An 18,202-nucleotide genomic window follows, 5' to 3' on the forward strand; every position below is an offset into this window, starting at 1 on the left:
CCTTTTTGAAGGCATCGTTGCCACAGTGGAACCGAACCTGTCGGGTCCCGCCGTGCTGAAAAATCAGGCGGAATTAAGGTTGTGACTACCGGGTTGCGCAGGGATTTCAAATATCTGAGCGCGAAAATTCGATGGATCCCACCGTGAACAGGCTGACAAAAAATCAAATAACCTGTTTCTTACGCCGCTCATACCGGGCGAGGGTGGGTTGCGTGCTGACCCCGTGAATCAGGATGCTTAACGCAACCACGGACAAGGTCAGGTCCATACACAGCGTCGACACAGACTGGCCCAACCCGTGATTCACGGCGTAGAACAGGTAAAACAGACTGCCGATGCCACGTATGCCAAACCAGCCGATCAACATTCGCTGGCGCCAATCGAGCAATCGCCCCCACGGCATCACTGCGACACTCAAAGGGCGAATCAGGAAAAACAATACCCCGCCGAGCAGCAGGGCGCGCCAGTCCCAGTGAGCGATCAGCACAACGCCGAGCAGCGTCACCAGAAACACTTCCATGGCCCGCTCCACAAGGCTGCCGAAGGCGAGCATGTCCCCCATCATGATGCCCGCAGCGACCTGAGTGTCTTCAAGATTGTCGGTATCGCCATGCACAGCGTGTTGCGGTTCGACGTTCTGGTGACCGACCACAGGCTGGACCAAATGCTCGGCCGGCAGTTCGTCACTGTCTGTGGAGCTGACTTCCTCCTGGCGCAATCCGAGGCCGGCGGCGAATACCGACAAAAACCCGTAGGCGTGGATTGACTCGGCTCCGACATATGCCAACGCGATCAGGGCGAGGGCGAGGTAATCGTTCGGGGACAGCGTGCTGTCATCATTCTTGATACGCAGCGCCAACGTCAGGCGCCCGATGCCGCGTCCCATCCAGTAACCCGTCAGCAAACCCGCCGGAACGGCCCAGATCAGACTGTGCAACACCCAGTCGCCAAACCAGCCGGGGTTACCCTCGTGTTGCAGCAGGAGCAGGCCGAGGATGACGAACGGAAATGCAATCCCGTCATTGAGCCCGGCTTCACCGGAGAGGCCAAACCGCACGCTGTCGTCATCCCGCGCGTCGTTGACTTGGACGAGCGCGGCGAGCACCGGATCGGTAGGCGCCAGGATCGAGCCGATCAGCACTGACGCGCCCCAAGACAACTGCAGCGCGTAATGCAGCAACAAGCAGATGCCGATGATGGTCAGCAGCATGACCGGGCCGGCCAGGCCGATCGCAATCCTCCAGTTTTTATGCTTGAGCGGCGAGCGCAATTTCAGGCCACAGACAAACAACGAAAAGATCACCGCGACTTCCGTCAGGTGCTCCATCCAGATCGAAGCCTCAGCGGTGTCCAGCTTCAACAGCCCGAACCCGGCCGGCCCGATGGCAGCCCCCAGCACCAGGCACACCGCAGATGTGGTCACCGGCATCCAGCGCAGGTAGGACGAGGTCAGCGCCAGCGTCAGCAGTACCGCACCCAACACGGCCACCCATAAAATGAAACTCATGTTCGGTTCTCGCAGGGGGTGGGCCGCGTGTGTGGGCCTTTAGGGATCAACCGACCGTCGCGCGCAGGTATTCAGGCGTCAGCACGTTGAACCACAGCAGAATCATCTCAACCAGAATAGTCACCAAAACCAGAAGGCCGACGCCCCAGACGCACGCCGCATTCAGCAGGCCTTGCTCCTTGCGTTCGTGCATGAAGGTTGGCAGGCCGACAAACAGCAAAAACGTCGAGTAGAGGGAGGCGGCGCCCAATACCGCAATCGCCAGCCAACGACTCGGGTACAGCCCGGCAAACCCGGCCAGGAAGAACGGCGTCGCGGTGTAGGCGGCAAAACCGATGCATTGATTGAGGGTCGGCCGCGCGTCGAAGGTGCGCGACATCCAGCGGATGAACCCTCCCATCACAGCCACGCCGGCGATGATGGTGATGTACAGCAGCACGCAGAGTTGCAGGGCACTTTGGGTGCTGAGCTTGACGGTTTCGTTCTCGGCCAGGCTCCAGCCGACATAAGTGGTGCCGATGAACAGGCAGACGGCAGGGATCAACGCGAGCAGCAGCAAATGCGCGAGGTAATGGCGCGGGTGTGCTTCCTCTTCGCGGCGAATATCCGTCCAGGCGAAGTTGGGTTGGGTGAAGAGTTTGACGATAGGTGCGGACATGACGACCTCCTCGAACGGCCCGTGATGGGGGGGCTAAATGTATTGATCAGGGGGATTTGTCAGGGGTTCATTTTTTTGCGCGCTCGCTGAGGTCTATGTAGCAGCTGCCGAGCAACGCGAGGCTGCGTTCGGCTGCGAAGCAGTCGTAAACCCGGCACGTAAGGTTTACCTGAAACACCGTGGCTGAATGGTTTTACGACTGCTCCGCAGCCGAACGCAGCCTCGCGCTGCTCCGCAGCCGAACGCAGCCTCGCGCTGCTCCGCAGCTGCTACAAGAAATCGATCACAGCATCGGTTTACCGCCGGTCACGCCGTAGCGCTGGCCCGTGATGTAACTGGCCTCGTCCGACGCCAGCAGCACATAAATCGGCGCCACTTCCACCGGTTGCCCCGGGCGGCCCAGCGGGGTTTGCGAGCCGAAGTCCTGCACTTCTTCATCGGGCATGGTCGAGACGATCAGCGGCGTCCAGATCGGTCCCGGTGCCACGCTGTTCACACGGATGTTTTTCGGCCCAAGCATCTGCGCCAGGCCGCCGGTGAAGTTGGCGATCGCGCCTTTGGTTGTGGCGTAAGCGAGGAGAGTAGGTTTGGGCATGTCCGAGTTGATCGAACTGGTGTTGATGATCGAACTGCCGGCCTTCATGTGCTTCATTGCGGCCTGGCAAATCCGGAACATGGCCGTGATGTTCACGTCGAAGGTCATCACCCATTCTTCGTCCGGGATGTCTTCGAAATTCTCGTGAGTCATCTGGAAGGCCGCGTTGTTGACCAGAATATCGATCCGCCCAAAGCGCTCGACCGTCTTGTCCACCAGGGCCTGGCATTGCGCTTTCTGTGCGATGTCGCCGGGCAGCAGCACGCATTGGCGTCCGGCCTGTTCGACCCAGCGTGCGGTTTCCTGCGCGTCTTCATGTTCATTGAGGTAGGCGATCGCGACGTCGGCCCCTTCACGGGCGAAGGCGATGGCCACCGCGCGGCCGATGCCGCTGTCAGCCCCGGTGATCAGGGCGATCTTGCCGTCCAGCCGGCCCGAGCCTTTGTAACTTTGTTCGCCACAATCCGGGTACGGCTCCATTTTCTTTTGCGAGCCGGGAACGGGCTGGGCTTGTTTCTTGAAGGGTGGTTTTGGGTAGTCAGTCATGGCAAATCTCCGATCTCGGGGCACAGGATTCAAAGGGTTGACCCTGGTGTTTTGCCTTGAGTTCGGTTGGATTTCGGTGCGTTCACAAAACACCGAATCCACGTTAATTCCTTGTAGGAGCGACCTGTGGTGAGGGGATTTATCCCCGTTGGGTCGCGAAGCGGCCCCAGCGTCCGATCAGACAGACCGGGTTGTCCGGATTCACGACTGCTTCGCAGCCGAACGGGGATAAATCCCCTCGCCACAGGTAGCTCCCCCAGGGGATTTGTTGTGTTGCCGAGGGGTGTCAGGCCTTGAGGCTGCGCAAGCTGCGCTCCATGCGCGCCAATCCTTCTTCCAGCAACGCCCGTGGGCAGCCGAAGTTCAGGCGCACGAATTGCCGGGCGTTATCGCCGAAATCCAGGCCAGGGCTCAGGCCGACCTTGGCATGGTCCAGGAAAAATTGCTGCGGATTGTCCAGCCCCAGCGCCGAGCAATCGAGCCACGCCAGATACGTGCCTTGCGGGATGTTCATCGTCACACCCGGCAATCGGCTGCGAACCGCTTCCACCAGGTAATCCCGATTGCCTTGCAGATACGCCTTCAACCCGGCCAGCCACGGGCCGCCTTCGCTGTAAGCCACGCGAGTCGCTTCCATGCCCAGCGGGTTGACGCTGTCGACCATGCCGCAACGGGCATGATTGACCCGCGCACGCACCGCGGAGTCCTGAATGATCATGAAGGAGGTTTTCAATCCGGCAATGTTGTACGCCTTGCTCGCCGACATCAGGGTGATGGTGCGCTTAGCGATCTCAGGGCTGAGCGAAGCCGTGGGGATGTGCTCGCGCCCGTCGAAGCACAGCTCGGCGTGAATCTCGTCAGAGATGATCCACGCGTTGTGTTCAAGGCAGATATCGGCCACCGCTTGCAGCTCTTCCCGTGGGAACACCTTGCCCAGCGGGTTATGCGGATTGCTCAGCAGCAGCGCACCGCCGCCTTTCAGTGCCTGACTCAAGGCCTCGATCTGCGTGCCGTAGGTGCCGTCAGCCAACGCGTCGAATTCCAGTTCAACCTTGTTCAAGCCCCAATGACCCGGCGCATGACGCAGCGGCGGGTAGTTCGGCACCTGAACCACCACGTTCTGTTGCGGCTCGACCAACGCCTTGAGAGCCATGTTGAAACCCGACTCCACGCCCGGCAGGAAGATCAGTTCCTCCGGCAAGACGCGCCAGGCGTATTTGTTCCAGAGGTCGGCGACGATGGCGGCGCGCAAATCGTCCTGAGGCACGCTGTAACCGACCATCGGGTGTTCCAGGCGTTTGCGCAGGGCTTGCAGGATGACCGGCGGCGCGGCGAAGTCCATGTCGGCGACCCACATCGGCAACACGTCGGCCGGGTAGCGGCTCCACTTGGTACTGCCGGTGTCGTGGCGGTCGAACACCTGATCAAAATCGAAGGTCATGCTCAGTCTCATAAAAACGGGGTTGAACGTGGCGCCATGATAAACGCCAAGCCCCTGTGGGAGCGAGACGGTAATCGCCCGAACAGCACAAAACCCTGTGGGAGCGAGCCTGCTCGCGATGGCGTCAGCTCATTCAACATCTATGCAAACTGACCCACCGCTATCGCGAGCAGGCTCGCTCCCACAGGGTTATGTGTGATGGCTGGAATACGGGCACTGCCCGATGGTCGGTTTTCATGCAGTCAGTTCTCCCATTGGCTAGAGTTTGAAATGTCGGTAGTTACGCTGCCGGCACCGTGATCGTCCAGAAAAACCCGGCAAAAGTACCGGGTCTCCACCTGATCAGGAGTGCACGATGGACCTCAACCGTCGTCAGTTCTTCAAGGTCGCTGGTATCGGCCTTGCGGGCTCGAGCCTCGGCGCGCTGGGCATGCTCCCGGCGCCTGCCTTCGCCGAGCAGGTACGCCATTTCAAACTCGCCCACACCCATGAAACCCGCAACACCTGCCCGTACTGCTCGGTCGGCTGCGGGTTGATCATGTACAGCCAGGGCGATACCGCCAAGAACGTCGCGCAAAGCATCATCCACATCGAAGGCGATGCCGACCACCCGGTCAACCGCGGCACGCTGTGCCCCAAAGGCGCGGGCCTGCTCGACTTCATTCACAGCCCCGGGCGCCTGCAATATCCGCAAGTGCGCAAGCCCGGCAGCAGCGAGTGGACGCGTATCTCCTGGGATGAAGCGCTGGACCGCGTCGCCGACCTGATGAAGGCCGACCGCGACGCCAACTTCATCGAGAAGAACGACAAGGGCCAAACGGTGAACCGCTGGCTGACCACCGGTTTCCTCGCGGCCTCGGCGGCGTCCAACGAAGCGGGCTACATCACCCACAAGGTCATTCGCAGTCTCGGCATGCTGGGGTTTGATAACCAGGCGCGTGTCTGACACGGCCCGACGGTGGCAAGTCTTGCCCCGACGTACGGCCGTGGTGCCATGACCAATCACTGGACCGATATCGCCAACGCGAATCTGATCCTGGTGATGGGCGGCAACGCAGCAGAAGCGCACCCGTGCGGTTTCAAATGGGTGACCGAAGCCAAGGCGCACAACAAGGCGCGTCTGATCGTGGTCGACCCGCGTTTTACCCGGACCGCCTCGGTGGCCGATTATTACGCGCCGATCCGTACCGGCACCGACATCGCCTTCATGGGCGGGCTGATCAATTACCTGCTGACCGAGGACAAGATCCAGCACGAGTACGTGCGCAACTACACCGACGTATCGTTCATCGTCAAAGCCGGGTATGGCTTCGAGGACGGCATCTTCAGTGGATACGACGTGGCCAAGCGTGCGTATACCGACAAGTCCGGCTGGGGTTATGAACTCGGCGAGGACGGCTTCGTCAAGGTCGACCCGACCCTGCATGACCCGCACTGCGTCTATCAATTGATGAAGCAGCATTACAGCCGCTACAACATTGAACTGGCGAGCCAGATTTGCGGAATGCCGGTCGATGCCATGCAGAAGATCTGGGAAGAAATCGCCACCTGCTCGCAACCGGGCAAGACCATGACGATTCTCTATGCGCTGGGCTGGACCCAGCACTCGATCGGCTCGCAAATCATCCGCAGCGCGGCGATGGTGCAACTGCTGTTGGGCAACGTCGGCATGCCGGGCGGCGGCGTCAACGCCTTGCGCGGGCACTCCAACATCCAGGGTTTGACTGACCTCGGCCTGCTGTCCAACTCGCTGCCGGGCTACCTGACCCTGCCGGGTGATGCCGAGCAGGATTACACCGCCTACATCACCAAACGCACGCAAATGCCGTTGCGTCCGGGGCAACTGTCCTACTGGCAGAACTACAGCAAATTCCACGTCAGCCTGATGAAAGCCTGGTACCGCGACAACGCCACGCTGGAGAACAACTGGGCTTACGACTATTTGCCGAAACTGGACATTCCCAACTACGACATCCTCAAGGTGTTCGACCTGATGGGCCAGGGCAAGGTCAACGGCTATATGTGCCAGGGCTTCAACCCCATCGCCGCGCTGCCTGACAAAAACCGCGTGATGGCGGCACTGGCCAAGCTGAAATGGCTGGTGGTGATGGACCCGCTGTCCACCGAAACCTCAGAGTTCTGGCGCAATGTCGGGCCGTACAACGATGTGGAAACCGCCGGTATCCAGACCGAAGTGATTCGCCTGCCCACCACCTGTTTCGCCGAGGAGGACGGCTCGCTGGTCAACAGCAGCCGCTGGTTGCAATGGCACTGGAAAGGCGCCGACGGACCGGGCGAAGCGCGCACCGACGTGCAGATCATGAGCGAGTTGTTTCTGCGCCTGCGCCAGCGCTATCAAGCCAAGGGCGGCGCTTATCCCGACCCGATCCTCAAACTGTCGTGGCCGTACAAGATTGCCGACGAACCCTCGCCGGAAGAACTGGCGCGAGAAATCAACGGCTATGCCACTGCCGATTTCACTGATGCCACCGGCGCGACAATCAAGAGCAACGCGCAACTGGCCGGTTTCGGCCAGCTCAAGGACGACGGCAGCACGGCTGCCGGTTGCTGGATTTTCTGCGGCAGCTGGACCGAGACCGGCAACCAGATGGCCCGGCGCGACAACAACGACCCATACGGCATGCATCAACATCAGGGCTGGGCCTGGGCCTGGCCGGCCAACCGGCGGATCCTCTACAACCGCGCTTCGGCCGACCCGCAAGGCAAACCGTGGGACGAGAAAAAGCGCTTGGTTTGGTGGAACGGCAAAGCCTGGGGCGGCACCGACGTGCCGGACTTCAAGGCTGACACGCCACCGGAAGCCGGGATGAATCCGTTCATCATGAACCCCGAAGGCGTCGCGCGATTCTTCGCCGTCGACAAGATGAACGAGGGCCCATTCCCCGAGCATTACGAGCCGTTCGAAACCCCGATCGGTATCAACCCGCTGCACCCGCAAAACAAGAAAGCCACCAGCAACCCGGCGGCGCGGATCTTCGATTCGGTGTGGGATTCCCTCGGGGTCGCCAAGGACTATCCGTACGCGGCGACGAGCTATCGCTTGACCGAGCATTTCCACTTCTGGAGCAAGCATTGCAAGCTCAATGCGATTTCCCAGCCGGAACAATTCGTCGAGATCGGTGAAGTGCTGGCCAAGGAGAAAGGCATCGTGGCCGGCGATCGGGTCCGCGTCAGTTCCAAGCGCGGGCATATCGAAGCGGTGGCGGTGGTGACCAAGCGGATCCGTCCGTTGCAGGTCAACAATCAGGTGGTGCACCAGATCGGCATCCCGCTGCACTGGGGATTTACCGGCCTCACGCGCCACGGTTACCTGACCAACACCCTGGTGCCGTTCCTCGGCGATGGCAACACACAGACCCCGGAATCCAAGTCATTCCTGGTCAACGTGGAGAAAGTCTAAATGGCCAGCCAAGACATCATCGCCCGTTCGGCCACTACGACTGTTTCGCCTTCGGTGCGCAATCAGGAGGAAGTGGCCAAGCTGATCGACACCACCAAGTGCATCGGCTGCAAGGCCTGCCAGGTCGCCTGCTCGGAATGGAACGAGCTGCGCGACGAAGTCGGCCACAACCTCGGCACCTACGACAACCCGCAGGACCTCAGCGCAGAAACCTGGACCCTGATGCGCTTCACCGAGCATGAAACCGATGCCGGGAACCTCGAATGGCTGATCCGCAAGGACGGCTGCATGCATTGCGCTGAACCCGGTTGCCTGGCGGCGTGCCCAAGCCCGGGAGCGATCATCAAGCACGCCAATGGCATCGTCGATTTCGATCAGGACCATTGCATCGGCTGCGGTTATTGCATCACCGGTTGCCCGTTCAACATTCCACGGATCTCGCAAAAGGATCACAAGGCCTACAAATGCACCTTGTGTTCAGACCGCGTTGAAGTGGGGCTGGAACCGGCCTGCGTGAAAACCTGCCCGACCGGCGCGATCGTGTTCGGCACCAAGGAAGACATGAAGGAGCACGCCGCCGAACGCATTGTCGACCTGAAAAGCCGCGGCTTCGATCACGCCGGTTTGTACGACCCCGAAGGCGTGGGCGGCACGCACGTCATGTACGTGCTGCATCACGCGGACACGCCGACGCTCTACGCCGGTTTGCCGGGCAGCCCGACGATCAGCCCGTTGGTGGAATTGTGGAAGGGCGTGAGCAAACCCTTGGGTTTGCTGGCGATGGGCCTGGCGGTGCTGGCCGGGTTCTTCCACTACGTGCGCGTCGGCCCGCAAGTGGTTGAAGAGGATGAGTTGCCGCCGCTCAACGACCCGGCGGTGCATGAAGTCGATCCATCGGTGCACACCTTTGATCCGCGCGGGGAGGACAGACCATGATCCGCAGACAGATCCTGCGCTACACCTCGAACCAGCGTACCAATCACTGGCTGGTGGCGATTCTGTTTTTGATGGCGGCGCTGTCGGGGCTGGCGTTGTTTCATCCGGCGCTGTTCTGGCTCAGCCATCTGTTCGGCGGCGGACCGTGGACGCGCATCCTGCACCCGTTCATGGGGGTGGTGATGTTTGTGCTGTTCCTTGGTCTGGTGATCCAGTTCTTTCGAGCGAATTTCTTTATCAGCAATGACCGCTTGTGGCTCCGGCGCGTCGGGCGGGTGATGCGCAACGAAGAGGAGGGCGTGCCTCCCATCGGCAAGTACAACCCGGGGCAGAAACTGCTGTTCTGGATCTTGCTGCTGTGCATGCTGGTGTTGCTGTTCAGCGGGCTGGTGATCTGGCGTGCGTACTTCAGCGAATACTTCGGCATCACCTCGATTCGCTGGGCGATGCTGCTGCATGCCTTGGCCGGTTTTGTGCTGGTGCTGAGCATCATCATCCACATCTACGCCGGCCTCTGGATCAAAGGCTCGGTCAGCGCCATGGTGCATGGCTGGGTCAGCCGCGCCTGGGCGAGGAAGCACCATGAGCTCTGGTACCGGGAAGTGACCCGGGACGAGCACCCTGATCCGCCGATCAACAAAAAAGGATAACGACTTGGCGACGATTCTTGAGCCTGGCGAGATTGAAGCGGCGGCGGGTTCGCCACCGTTCCTGCACCTGCCACCGAGCAACCTGTTCGCGTTGCGGGCGTTGCGTCTGGAGAAACTCGCGGAAGGGCACCCGCTGGCCGATTACCTGCGACTGGTGATCGACCTGTGCCGCGTTCAGCAGAATCTTTTGGACGATCCACCTTTAACTGCGCCGCTCGACCGCGAACGCCTGCGAGTGTGCCAGCAACACGGTTTGCCACCGTTCGCTGCCGATAGCCTGGTGCGTGAGGACACCTGGTTGGCGTATCTCGACGCCCTGTTGCAGCGTTACTCACCACCGCCGCACTCCGCTGTCGAGAAAGCCGTCGCCACCTTGCGCAACGCCAATAGCGGGCAACGCAAAGCCTGGGCGATCGCCTTGGTCAGCGGCCAATATTCGATGCTGCCGGCGGCGCTGGTGCCGTTCCTCGGCGCGGCATTGCAAGCCGCTTTCAGTCACTGGCTACTGAGTACGCCAAACCTCGTACTGAAACCCGGCGACAGCCTCAGCCAGTGCCCGGCCTGTGGTTCGCCGGCCATGGCCGGAGTCATCCGTCACCGTGGCAAACACAACGGTTTGCGGTATCTGGTGTGTTCGTTGTGCGCCTGCGAATGGCACGTGGTGCGGGTCAAGTGCGTGTATTGCGAACAAAGCAAAGGCCTGGAATACGTCAGCCTCGATGACGACCGCCATGCCGCCAATCAAGCGCCATTGCGCGCCGAAACCTGCCCCGGCTGCCGCAGCTACCTGAAACTGCTGTACCTGGAAAACGACGCCGAGGCCGAAGCGCTTTCCACCGACCTGACCAGCCTGATGCTGGACATGCGGCTGGAACAGGAAGGCTACGTGCGCCCGGCGCCGAATCTTCTGCTGGCACCCGGAGGCGACTAAGCACAACGGCTACACTCAGGCGCGACAGTCAACGTTTGCGGGAGCGCCTGATGCCTGCCAGATCCGCCAGCCCAGCCTTGCGGCTGCCTTCCATCGACAGTTTGCTGCGCCACCCGGCGTGTCAGCCTTTGGCCGAGCGTTACGGGCGTGACGCGCTGCTGGCCAGTCTGCGGCAGTTGCTGGATGACCTGCGCGAGCCAGTTCTGCTAAGCCAACTCGACGCCGTTGAACTCACCCCCGAAGTCTTGGCCGGCAGAGCCGGCGAGCGCCTGGCCCTGCGGCATCGCAGCCACGTACGCCGGGTGTTCAACCTCACCGGCACGGTGCTGCACACCAACCTCGGTCGGGCGTTGTTGCCGGACGAAGCCATCGAAGCCGTGCAAATGGCCGCCCGTTATCCGCTCAATCTGGAATTCGACCTGCACAGCGGCAAACGCGGCGACCGTGACGACCTGATCGAAGGCCTGATCCGCGAACTGACCGGCGCCGAAGCGGTGACCGTGGTCAACAACAATGCCGCCGCCGTGCTGCTGACGCTCAATAGCCTGGGCGCGCGCAAGGAAGGGATCATTTCCCGGGGCGAGCTGATCGAAATCGGCGGCGCCTTCCGCATTCCTGACATCATGGCCCGGGCCGGCGTACGGCTGCATGAAGTCGGCACCACCAACCGCACCCATGCCCGGGATTACGAGGCCGCAATCGGCCCGCGCAGTGGCCTGGTAATGCGAGTGCATGCGAGCAATTACGCCATTGAAGGCTTCACCGCCCGGGTGCCGACGGCCGAGCTGGCTGCGCTGGCGCATAAGCACGGTCTGCCACTGCTCGAAGACCTCGGCAGCGGCAGTTTGCTGGACCTGACGCGATGGGGTTTGCCCGCCGAACCCACGGTGCGCCAGGCGCTGATCGATGGCGCGGACATCGTCACCTTCAGCGGCGACAAGTTACTCGGCGGCCCTCAGGCCGGGTTGATCGTGGGTCGCAAAGACCTGATCGCAAAGATCAAAAAAAACCCGCTCAAACGAGCGTTGCGGGTCGACAAGTTGACATTGGCAGCCCTCGAAGCGGTGTTGGGTCTGTACCGCAATCCCGATCGACTGGCCGAACGGCTGCCGAGCCTGCGCCTGCTGACCCGACCGCAAGCCGACATCCTTGCTCAAGCCGAACGCCTGCAACCGTCATTGGCGCAGGCCGTGGGCAATGGCTGGACCGTCAGCGCGCTGCCGGCGCTGGGCATGATCGGCAGCGGCAGCCAACCGGTGGCGCGTCTGCCGAGCGCCGCTTTATGCCTGCGACCACAGGTCAGCAAGCGCCTGCGCGGACGGCAATTGCTGAACCTTGAGGCCGCGTTTCGTCAGCTGGCCATTCCGGTGCTGGGCCGACTTGACGACGACGCGCTGTGGCTGGACCTGCGCCAACTGGATGACGAAGCCGCGTGGCTGGCGCAACTCGATCAATTGCAGGTGCCGGGGTGATCGTCGGCACTGCGGGGCACATCGACCACGGCAAGACGTTATTGCTCCAGGCCTTGACCGGCCAGGCCGGCGATCGTCGGCGGGAAGAACGTGAACGCGGCATGACCATCGACCTCGGCTATCTCTACGCGGCGTTGGAACCGGGCGCGGCATTGACCGGTTTTATCGACGTGCCTGGTCATGAACGCTTCACCCACAACATGCTGGCCGGTGCCCAGGGCATCGATCTGGTGTTGCTGGTGGTCGCCGCGGATGACGGCGTCATGCCGCAGACCCGCGAACATCTGGCGATCGTCGAACTGCTGGGCATCCCTCGAGCCTTGGTGGCGATCAGCAAATGCGACCGGGTCGATCCTGCCCGCGTGCAGGCCGTGCGCGAGCAGATCGAAACCTTACTGGCGCCCGGACCTTTTGCCGGCGCGCCGCAGATTGCGCTGTCGAGCGTGACCGGGGAGGGCGTCGAGGCTTTGCGTCAGGCCTTATTGGATGCGCAGCGTGATGTCCTTCAGCGCAGCACGAACGGCGGTTTTAGGCTGGCGATTGATCGTGCCTTCAGCGTGGCCGGTGCCGGTATCGTGGTGACCGGCACCGCACTGTCGGGCCAGGTTGTTGTGGGCGACACGCTGATGCTCGGTCCGCTAGGCAAAACCGTGCGCGTACGTGGCTTGCATGCGCAAAATCAAGCCGCGGACAGCGCTTTTGCGGGCCAGCGAGTCGCGCTGAACCTGAGCGCCGAGCGTCTTTCACTGGAGCAGATTCACCGGGGTCACTGGCTGGTGGCGGAGTGGCTGTATGCGCCGACCCAGCGGCTGGATATCGATATGCAGTTGCTGACCAGCGAAGCCAAGCCCTTCGAGCATTTTCAGCCGGTACACGTTCACTTGGGCACTCAGGACGTCACGGGGCGAGTGGCGCTGCTGAAGAGTTCCAGCCTAGCGCCAGGCGAGCGAATGTACGCGCAAATCCTGTTGAATGCTCCGGTGCAGGCGGTGAAGGGCGATCCTTTGATTCTGCGTGACCAAAGTGCCCAACGCACCCTCGGCGGCGGTCGGGTGCTCGACCCGTTCGCGCCGACCCGACACCGCCGCAGTCCCGAGCGATTGGCCCAGCTCCAGGCTCTCGCCACCCATGATGCTCTGGAAGATGTCCTGCCTGCGTTATTGCTGAACAGTGAAACCGGGCTCGATCCGCAGCGCCTTGAGCGCCAGTTCAACCGGCCGCGTGACACCTGGGTGCTGCCCGCCAATGTCCGTTTGATCGATACACGCCAAGGGCCGTTGCTGTTCAGCGCTGACCGCTGGGAGTCCCTGAAAGTGCCGTTGCTGGAACATCTGGCACGCTTCCACCAACTCGAACCCGACCAGATGGGACCCGACCGGGATCGCCTGCGCCGCTTCACCGGCACTGCGCTGGACCGTCCGACCTTCATCAGCCTGCTCGACGAACTGCTCGCCAGCGGCGCCCTGCATACCAGCGGGCCGTGGCTGCATTTGCCCGAGCATCAGGTGCGTTTGAGTGAAGACGATGAAGCCCTGTGGCAACAGCTGCAGCCGGTGTTCGAACAGGCCGGGTTCAATGCCCCTTGGGTGCGTGATCTTGGTCATGACGAAGCGGCGGTGCGCCTGCTGCTGCGCAAAATGGCGAGGTTGGGATTGGTGCATCAAGTCGTCCGCGACCTGTTCTATACCGACGCAATCATCCGCCGATTGGCGGCTATGCTTGTGCAACTGGCCGCGCAGGACCCGGTGATTCAGGTCGCGGCGTTTCGCGATGCAGTGGGCCTTGGCCGTAAGCGCAGCATCCAGATTCTCGAATACTTCGACCGGCTGGGCCTGACCCGACGCTTTGGCGACAAGCGCCATCTGCGTCTCGACAATGCCTTGGCGCAACGATCAGACAACTGACTTCAAGGAAGGCAATCGCGCCCGGTGGCGCGGCCGGGCTTCAAACCCGGTTGGGGACGGCATCCGTTCCCGGGCAGGTTCGACTCCGGCTGCCTTCCGCCATTTCCAGCGCCATTGATCTCCTGTGGGAGCGAGCCTTTGTGGTGAGGGGGATAAATCCCCTCACCACACAAGCCCACTCCCACTCTGGGACGGTGGTCACTGCATTACATTCCCCTCACAGATGCCCGAAACTCAGCGGGTACTGGATCACCACGTACACCCGATCAATGTCATCGCCGGCCTGCGCCGTATTGGCCCGATGCGACACATGGGACAGTTGCAGGGACAACCCCTTGGCCTTACCGGACTGCACGATATAGCGCAGGTCGATGTCGCGTTCCCAGTGTCGGCCGCCATCGCCTTGTTGCGGCACGTAGTTACCGACGGACTCATCAAAAGGGTTGTAGGCACCGCCCTTGGGCGCATGGGTGCCGTCGATCTGGCTGCCCATGACGTAGCGCGTCATGAAATTCAGGCCGGGTATCCCGAAGGTGCTCAAGTCGAGGTCGTAGCGTGCCTGCCATGAGCGTTCGTGAGCGCCGTTGAAGTCGGCGTACTTGATCGAGTTGGCGAGGTAGATCGAATCGCCGCCGACAAAATCGAACGGCGTGTCGCCATTGATTTTCTGATACGCCAGGGTGAAGGCATGCGCCGCGACGGTGTACTTGCCCGAGAGGCTGAACGCGGTGTTGTCGATGGCGCCGGCCAGCGCTTTGCCGGTGTCCCGCGTGTGGTAGAGGTTGGCGTCGAGCAACACGCCGGGCTGCTTCAGGTGCAGGTTGGCGTAATACTGGTGCCAGGTGTCGCTGAGCTCTGACGCGTAGAGCGCGCCGCCGACGGGGCGTTGGGTGAACAGGTCGGTGCCGAGAAACGTAATGCCGCCAGCTTCGGTGTTGGCACCGTAGCCGTAGAAGTTGCCCTTGCCCGAAGAACTGTCCTGGTTCTTGAACGCTGTGAAATGACCAGCCACCAGATTCATGTCATCGATTTCGCGGCTGTTCAGCAGCAAGCCTGTGGCGTATTCCGGTTGCAGGCGTTTGTCCGCGGTGTCGAACACCGGGGTTTCCACCATCATTTCACCGAAGGCCAAAGTGGTTCGCGAGGCTCTGATTTTCAGCGCGCCGCCGCCACTGGAATAGCTGTCTTCGCTACGCCCGTCATCATCCACGGGCAACAATCCGGTTCCGGAATGCCCCTTGCCGCCATCCAGTTTCAACCCCCAAAAGGCATGGGCATCCAGGCCAAAACCAAGCGTGCCGGGTGTGAAACCGGATTCAAAAGTGCTGATAAAGCCTTGAGCCCATTCCGCTTTATAGCTTTTGCCTGTCGGCGAAGGGGAGCGGTAATCGCTGTTGAGGTAGAAGTTACGGCTGAGTACATCAAGCGTCGCGCCATCCAGAAACCCTTGTGCGGGTTCATCCGCCAAGGCGGTTCCGGCGAATAGCATCGACAACCAAAAGGGAAGGACTTGCTTGCGAAACTTCATCGTCAATCACCACAAAGCAACGACTGCGCAATGTCCGCAGTCGCTGGCTATTTACAGGAAAAGCGCTTAGTGGCCTTCCGAGGCACCGAACATGGTTTTGGCGTAGATCAGGCCAAGACCATAGGAGCCACCGTTGGCAATCGAGGTTTTCACGGTTTCTTCGTAGGTCTCGGTACGCGCCCAGTCGCGCTGCAGTTCGAGCAGGTATTGCAGCGAGGTCATTGGGCGGGCGCCGATCTGGATCATGCGCTGCATGGCCATTTCATGGGCTTCGGTGCTGACGTCGCCACAGGCATCGGCGATCACGTAGACCTCGAAACCCTGGTCGATGGCCGACAGCGCCGGGCCGACGATGCACACCGAGGTCCACAGGCCGGCGAGGACGATTTTCTGTTTGCCGAAGGCGTTGACTTCAACGGCGATGCGCTCGTCTTCCCAAGTGTTCATGCTGGTGCGGTCGATGACGTTGTGTTCCGGGAACACTGACTTGATTTCGTCGAAGATCGGCCCGGAAAAGCTCTTCTCGGCGACGGTGGTGAGGATGGTCGAGACCTTGAAGCCCCGCGCGGCCTTGGCCACCAGTGCGGCGTTGTTGCGCAGGGTGACGGCGTCGATCGACTTGGTCGCGAAGGACATCTGCGATTGGTGGTCGATCATGATCAGGGTGTGGTCGGTCGGGGTCAGCAGGGTTTTGCCGGGAACGGCTTTGGCGATGGCCATGGCGAGGTCCTTACGGGTGAGTGAGGAGGCCATGGTTGCGTAGATTCGGGCGGGGATATTGAGTCGATGTGCTGTGTTTGGGATTTTTGCGAGGACGCGTGAAGAACGGCCCCGCGCACTACCGGTCAGTGTGCGGGGCAGTCTGTCATTGCATCACATAACGCCCGGGCGCGGATTCAATCGCCGTGTATTGCGCATTGCCCGTGTGCAGCACGGAAGGCTGGCGCTCGCCGGACTGCTCTGCGAGCCAGACGAACCAGTCATTCCACCAGCTACCGGCATGTTCCTGGGCATTCATGAACCAGGTTTCAGGGTCCTTCGTGACCCGATTGTTGGTCCAGTAATGGCGTTTTTCCTTGGCCGGCGGGTTGATGACCCCGGCGATATGCCCGGAGGCACCCAGCACAAAGCGCTTGGTCCCGGAGAGCAATTGGGTGCTGGCATAAGCGCTGCGCCACGGCACGATGTGATCATCATGCGTTGCGAGGATGTACGCCGGCGCATCGATAGCGCGCAGGTCGAGTTTGACCCCGCAGCAGTCCAGCTCGCCGGATTTCAGGTCGTTCTGCAAGTAGGTATGGCGCAGATACCAGCAGTACATCGGGCCTGGAAGGTTGGTGCTGTCGTTGTTCCAGAACAGCAGGTCAAGGGGAATCGGCTTCTGGCCCTTGAGGTACTTGTCGACGTTGTAGTTCCACCACAAATCGTTGGGGCGCAGCAGCGAGAAGGTGTTGCCCATGTCCTCGCCCTTGAACAGGCCGATGGGGCCATCCAGGCCGCCGATGGTGCGCTCGCGGTAGGCCACCAATTGCTCGTCGACGAAGATGTCGATAGGGCCGGTGTCGAGGTAATCGAGGAAGGTGGTCAACAGGCTCACGCTGCCGATGTCCTTGTCGCCGCGCGCCGCCAGTACGGCCAGCGCCGAACTCAACAGCGTGCCGCCGATGCAGAAGCCAACGCAGTTGGGACGTTGCTCGCCGCTGATCTCGCGGGTCACTTGCAGGCCTTTGATGATGCCGGTTTCGATCAGGTCATCCCAGGTGGTGCCGGCGTGCGCCTGATCGAAGTTGCGCCACGACATCAGGAACACCGGGTGGCCTTGTTGCAACAGATGGCGAACCATCGAATTGTCCGGGCGCAGGTCGAGGATGTAGTACTTGTTGATCGACGGCGGGACGATGAACACCGGGCGCCGGTACTGGGTTTCGCTTTGCGGGTAGTACTGAATCAGCTGGAACAGTTCGTTCTCGAACACCACTTCGCCGGGCGTATTGGCCAGGTCGACGCCGACGGTGAAGGCGCCGCTGTCACACTGGCGCATCTTGCCTTCCTGCAGGTCGCTGGCCAGGTGCAACAGTCCGGTAAACAAGCTGCCGCCCTGAGTGTCGACGACGCGCTGCAAGGCATCGGGGTTGCTCGCCAGAAAGTTGCTGGGGGCTCCGGCGGCAATCGCTTGCTCCACCAGGTACAGCAGGCGCTGGCGGGGTTTCTTGTCTTTGATCGGCAGTTTATCGAGCAGCTTCAGCAGGAAACCGGCATTGAGCAGGTAGAACGCGGCGAGGGAGCCGAACAGCGGCGTGCTCCAGTTGCCGCTGGCAAAACGTCGATCTTCAAAGGAGAACGGCTGGCCGGTCAGCAGCCGCTGGCCCAGATCACCCCATTGGGTTTGATACTCGGTTTGCAGGCTTTCCAGGGTGGTGCGCGGCAGGTCGAACCACTCTTCGTATTCCTGGCCGGTGAACCATGGATTGGTGCTGACCCACAGGCGTAATTGTTGCACTGCAAAGGAGGCAATGAACGGGACTTGGCCGGACCAGAAGGTGTTGAAAGTGTGCGCGTTATTGTCCATGGAACTCCTTGCCCACATCGCAAAACCGGGCGAAAAAAAACCGC

The 18,202-nt window shown here is 61.2% G+C and carries 13 protein-coding genes and 1 tRNA gene; 7 read left to right on the forward strand and 7 right to left on the reverse strand.

Translation table 11 applies throughout. The features are described 5' to 3' along the window. Nucleotides 1–163: 163 nt before the first annotated feature. The 4 genes from ACA060_RS14165 to ACA060_RS14180 all read right to left on the reverse strand — a co-directional run bounded on the left by ACA060_RS14165 (nucleotide 164) and on the right by ACA060_RS14180 (nucleotide 4,747). A complete protein-coding gene (locus ACA060_RS14165; protein WP_497318037.1) occupies nucleotides 164–1,507 on the reverse strand; it encodes a cation:proton antiporter in 1,344 nt (447 codons plus the stop codon). A 46-nt stretch (nucleotides 1,508–1,553) separates the two neighbouring features. After that, entirely contained in the window at nucleotides 1,554–2,165 is a 612-nt protein-coding gene (locus ACA060_RS14170; protein ID WP_109631161.1) for a Yip1 family protein, read from the reverse strand. A 283-nt stretch (nucleotides 2,166–2,448) separates the two neighbouring features. Further along, nucleotides 2,449–3,306, reverse strand: a complete 858-nt coding sequence (locus ACA060_RS14175) for an SDR family oxidoreductase (RefSeq protein ID WP_497318039.1) — start codon at nucleotides 3,304–3,306, stop codon at nucleotides 2,449–2,451. 286 nt (nucleotides 3,307–3,592) lie between these two features. Next, nucleotides 3,593–4,747, reverse strand: a complete 1,155-nt coding sequence (locus ACA060_RS14180; protein ID WP_497318041.1) for a MalY/PatB family protein — start codon at nucleotides 4,745–4,747, stop codon at nucleotides 3,593–3,595. Nucleotides 4,748–5,102: 355 nt separating this feature from the next. Between ACA060_RS14180 and fdnG the strand changes: the two genes are divergently transcribed. From fdnG to ACA060_RS14215, 7 genes are all read left to right on the forward strand, one after another. Next, complete coding sequence (fdnG, locus tag ACA060_RS14185; protein ID WP_162556206.1) at nucleotides 5,103–8,168, forward strand: formate dehydrogenase-N subunit alpha; 3,066 nt, start codon at nucleotides 5,103–5,105, stop codon at nucleotides 8,166–8,168. After that, nucleotides 8,169–9,104: a formate dehydrogenase subunit beta gene (fdxH, locus tag ACA060_RS14190; RefSeq protein ID WP_109631175.1), complete on the forward strand. Its 936-nt coding sequence runs from the start codon at nucleotides 8,169–8,171 to the stop codon at nucleotides 9,102–9,104. After that, nucleotides 9,101–9,754, forward strand: coding sequence for a formate dehydrogenase subunit gamma (locus tag ACA060_RS14195; RefSeq protein WP_497318044.1), 654 nt, complete (start codon nucleotides 9,101–9,103; stop codon nucleotides 9,752–9,754). The genes fdxH and ACA060_RS14195 overlap by 4 nt, the downstream gene beginning before the upstream one ends. A gap of 4 nt (nucleotides 9,755–9,758) precedes the next feature. Next, entirely contained in the window at nucleotides 9,759–10,685 is a 927-nt protein-coding gene (gene fdhE, locus ACA060_RS14200; protein WP_497318046.1) for a formate dehydrogenase accessory protein FdhE, read from the forward strand. Nucleotides 10,686–10,735: 50 nt separating this feature from the next. Then, entirely contained in the window at nucleotides 10,736–12,157 is a 1,422-nt protein-coding gene (gene selA / locus ACA060_RS14205; RefSeq protein ID WP_497318048.1) for an L-seryl-tRNA(Sec) selenium transferase, read from the forward strand. Beyond that, on the forward strand, nucleotides 12,154–14,061 hold the full coding sequence (gene selB / locus ACA060_RS14210) for a selenocysteine-specific translation elongation factor (RefSeq protein WP_497318240.1): 1,908 nt from the start codon (nucleotides 12,154–12,156) through the stop codon (nucleotides 14,059–14,061). The genes selA and selB overlap by 4 nt, the downstream gene beginning before the upstream one ends. Before the next feature lie 6 nt (nucleotides 14,062–14,067). Further along, nucleotides 14,068–14,163, forward strand: a tRNA-Sec gene (locus tag ACA060_RS14215). Between the two features lie 115 nt (nucleotides 14,164–14,278). Here ACA060_RS14215 and ACA060_RS14220 read toward each other — a convergent pair. The 3 genes from ACA060_RS14220 to phaC form a co-directional block, all read right to left on the reverse strand. After that, nucleotides 14,279–15,589, reverse strand: a complete 1,311-nt coding sequence (locus tag ACA060_RS14220) for an OprD family porin (protein WP_497318050.1) — start codon at nucleotides 15,587–15,589, stop codon at nucleotides 14,279–14,281. 66 nt (nucleotides 15,590–15,655) lie between these two features. Then, a complete protein-coding gene (locus ACA060_RS14225) occupies nucleotides 15,656–16,309 on the reverse strand; it encodes a hydrolase (RefSeq protein WP_094467459.1) in 654 nt (217 codons plus the stop codon). Nucleotides 16,310–16,454: 145 nt separating this feature from the next. After that, on the reverse strand, nucleotides 16,455–18,158 hold the full coding sequence (gene phaC / locus ACA060_RS14230; RefSeq protein ID WP_497318053.1) for a class I poly(R)-hydroxyalkanoic acid synthase: 1,704 nt from the start codon (nucleotides 18,156–18,158) through the stop codon (nucleotides 16,455–16,457). Between the last annotated feature and the right edge of the window lie 44 nt (nucleotides 18,159–18,202).

The sequence above is a fragment of the Pseudomonas sp. LBUM1671 genome, assembly GCF_059695685.1.

Coding starts and splice junctions, on each gene's coding strand:
- ACA060_RS14180 (WP_497318041.1), bottom strand. CDS start 4,747: ATGACCTTCGATTTTGATCAGGTGTTCGACCGCCACGACACCGGCAGT.
- ACA060_RS14165 (WP_497318037.1), bottom strand. CDS start 1,507: ATGAGTTTCATTTTATGGGTGGCCGTGTTGGGTGCGGTACTGCTGACG.
- fdxH (WP_109631175.1), top strand. CDS start 8,169: ATGGCCAGCCAAGACATCATCGCCCGTTCGGCCACTACGACTGTTTCG.
- ACA060_RS14195 (WP_497318044.1), top strand. CDS start 9,101: ATGATCCGCAGACAGATCCTGCGCTACACCTCGAACCAGCGTACCAAT.
- phaC (WP_497318053.1), bottom strand. CDS start 18,158: ATGGACAATAACGCGCACACTTTCAACACCTTCTGGTCCGGCCAAGTC.
- ACA060_RS14220 (WP_497318050.1), bottom strand. CDS start 15,589: ATGAAGTTTCGCAAGCAAGTCCTTCCCTTTTGGTTGTCGATGCTATTC.
- ACA060_RS14170 (WP_109631161.1), bottom strand. CDS start 2,165: ATGTCCGCACCTATCGTCAAACTCTTCACCCAACCCAACTTCGCCTGG.
- selA (WP_497318048.1), top strand. CDS start 10,736: ATGCCTGCCAGATCCGCCAGCCCAGCCTTGCGGCTGCCTTCCATCGAC.
- ACA060_RS14225 (WP_094467459.1), bottom strand. CDS start 16,309: ATGGCCATCGCCAAAGCCGTTCCCGGCAAAACCCTGCTGACCCCGACC.
- ACA060_RS14175 (WP_497318039.1), bottom strand. CDS start 3,306: ATGACTGACTACCCAAAACCACCCTTCAAGAAACAAGCCCAGCCCGTT.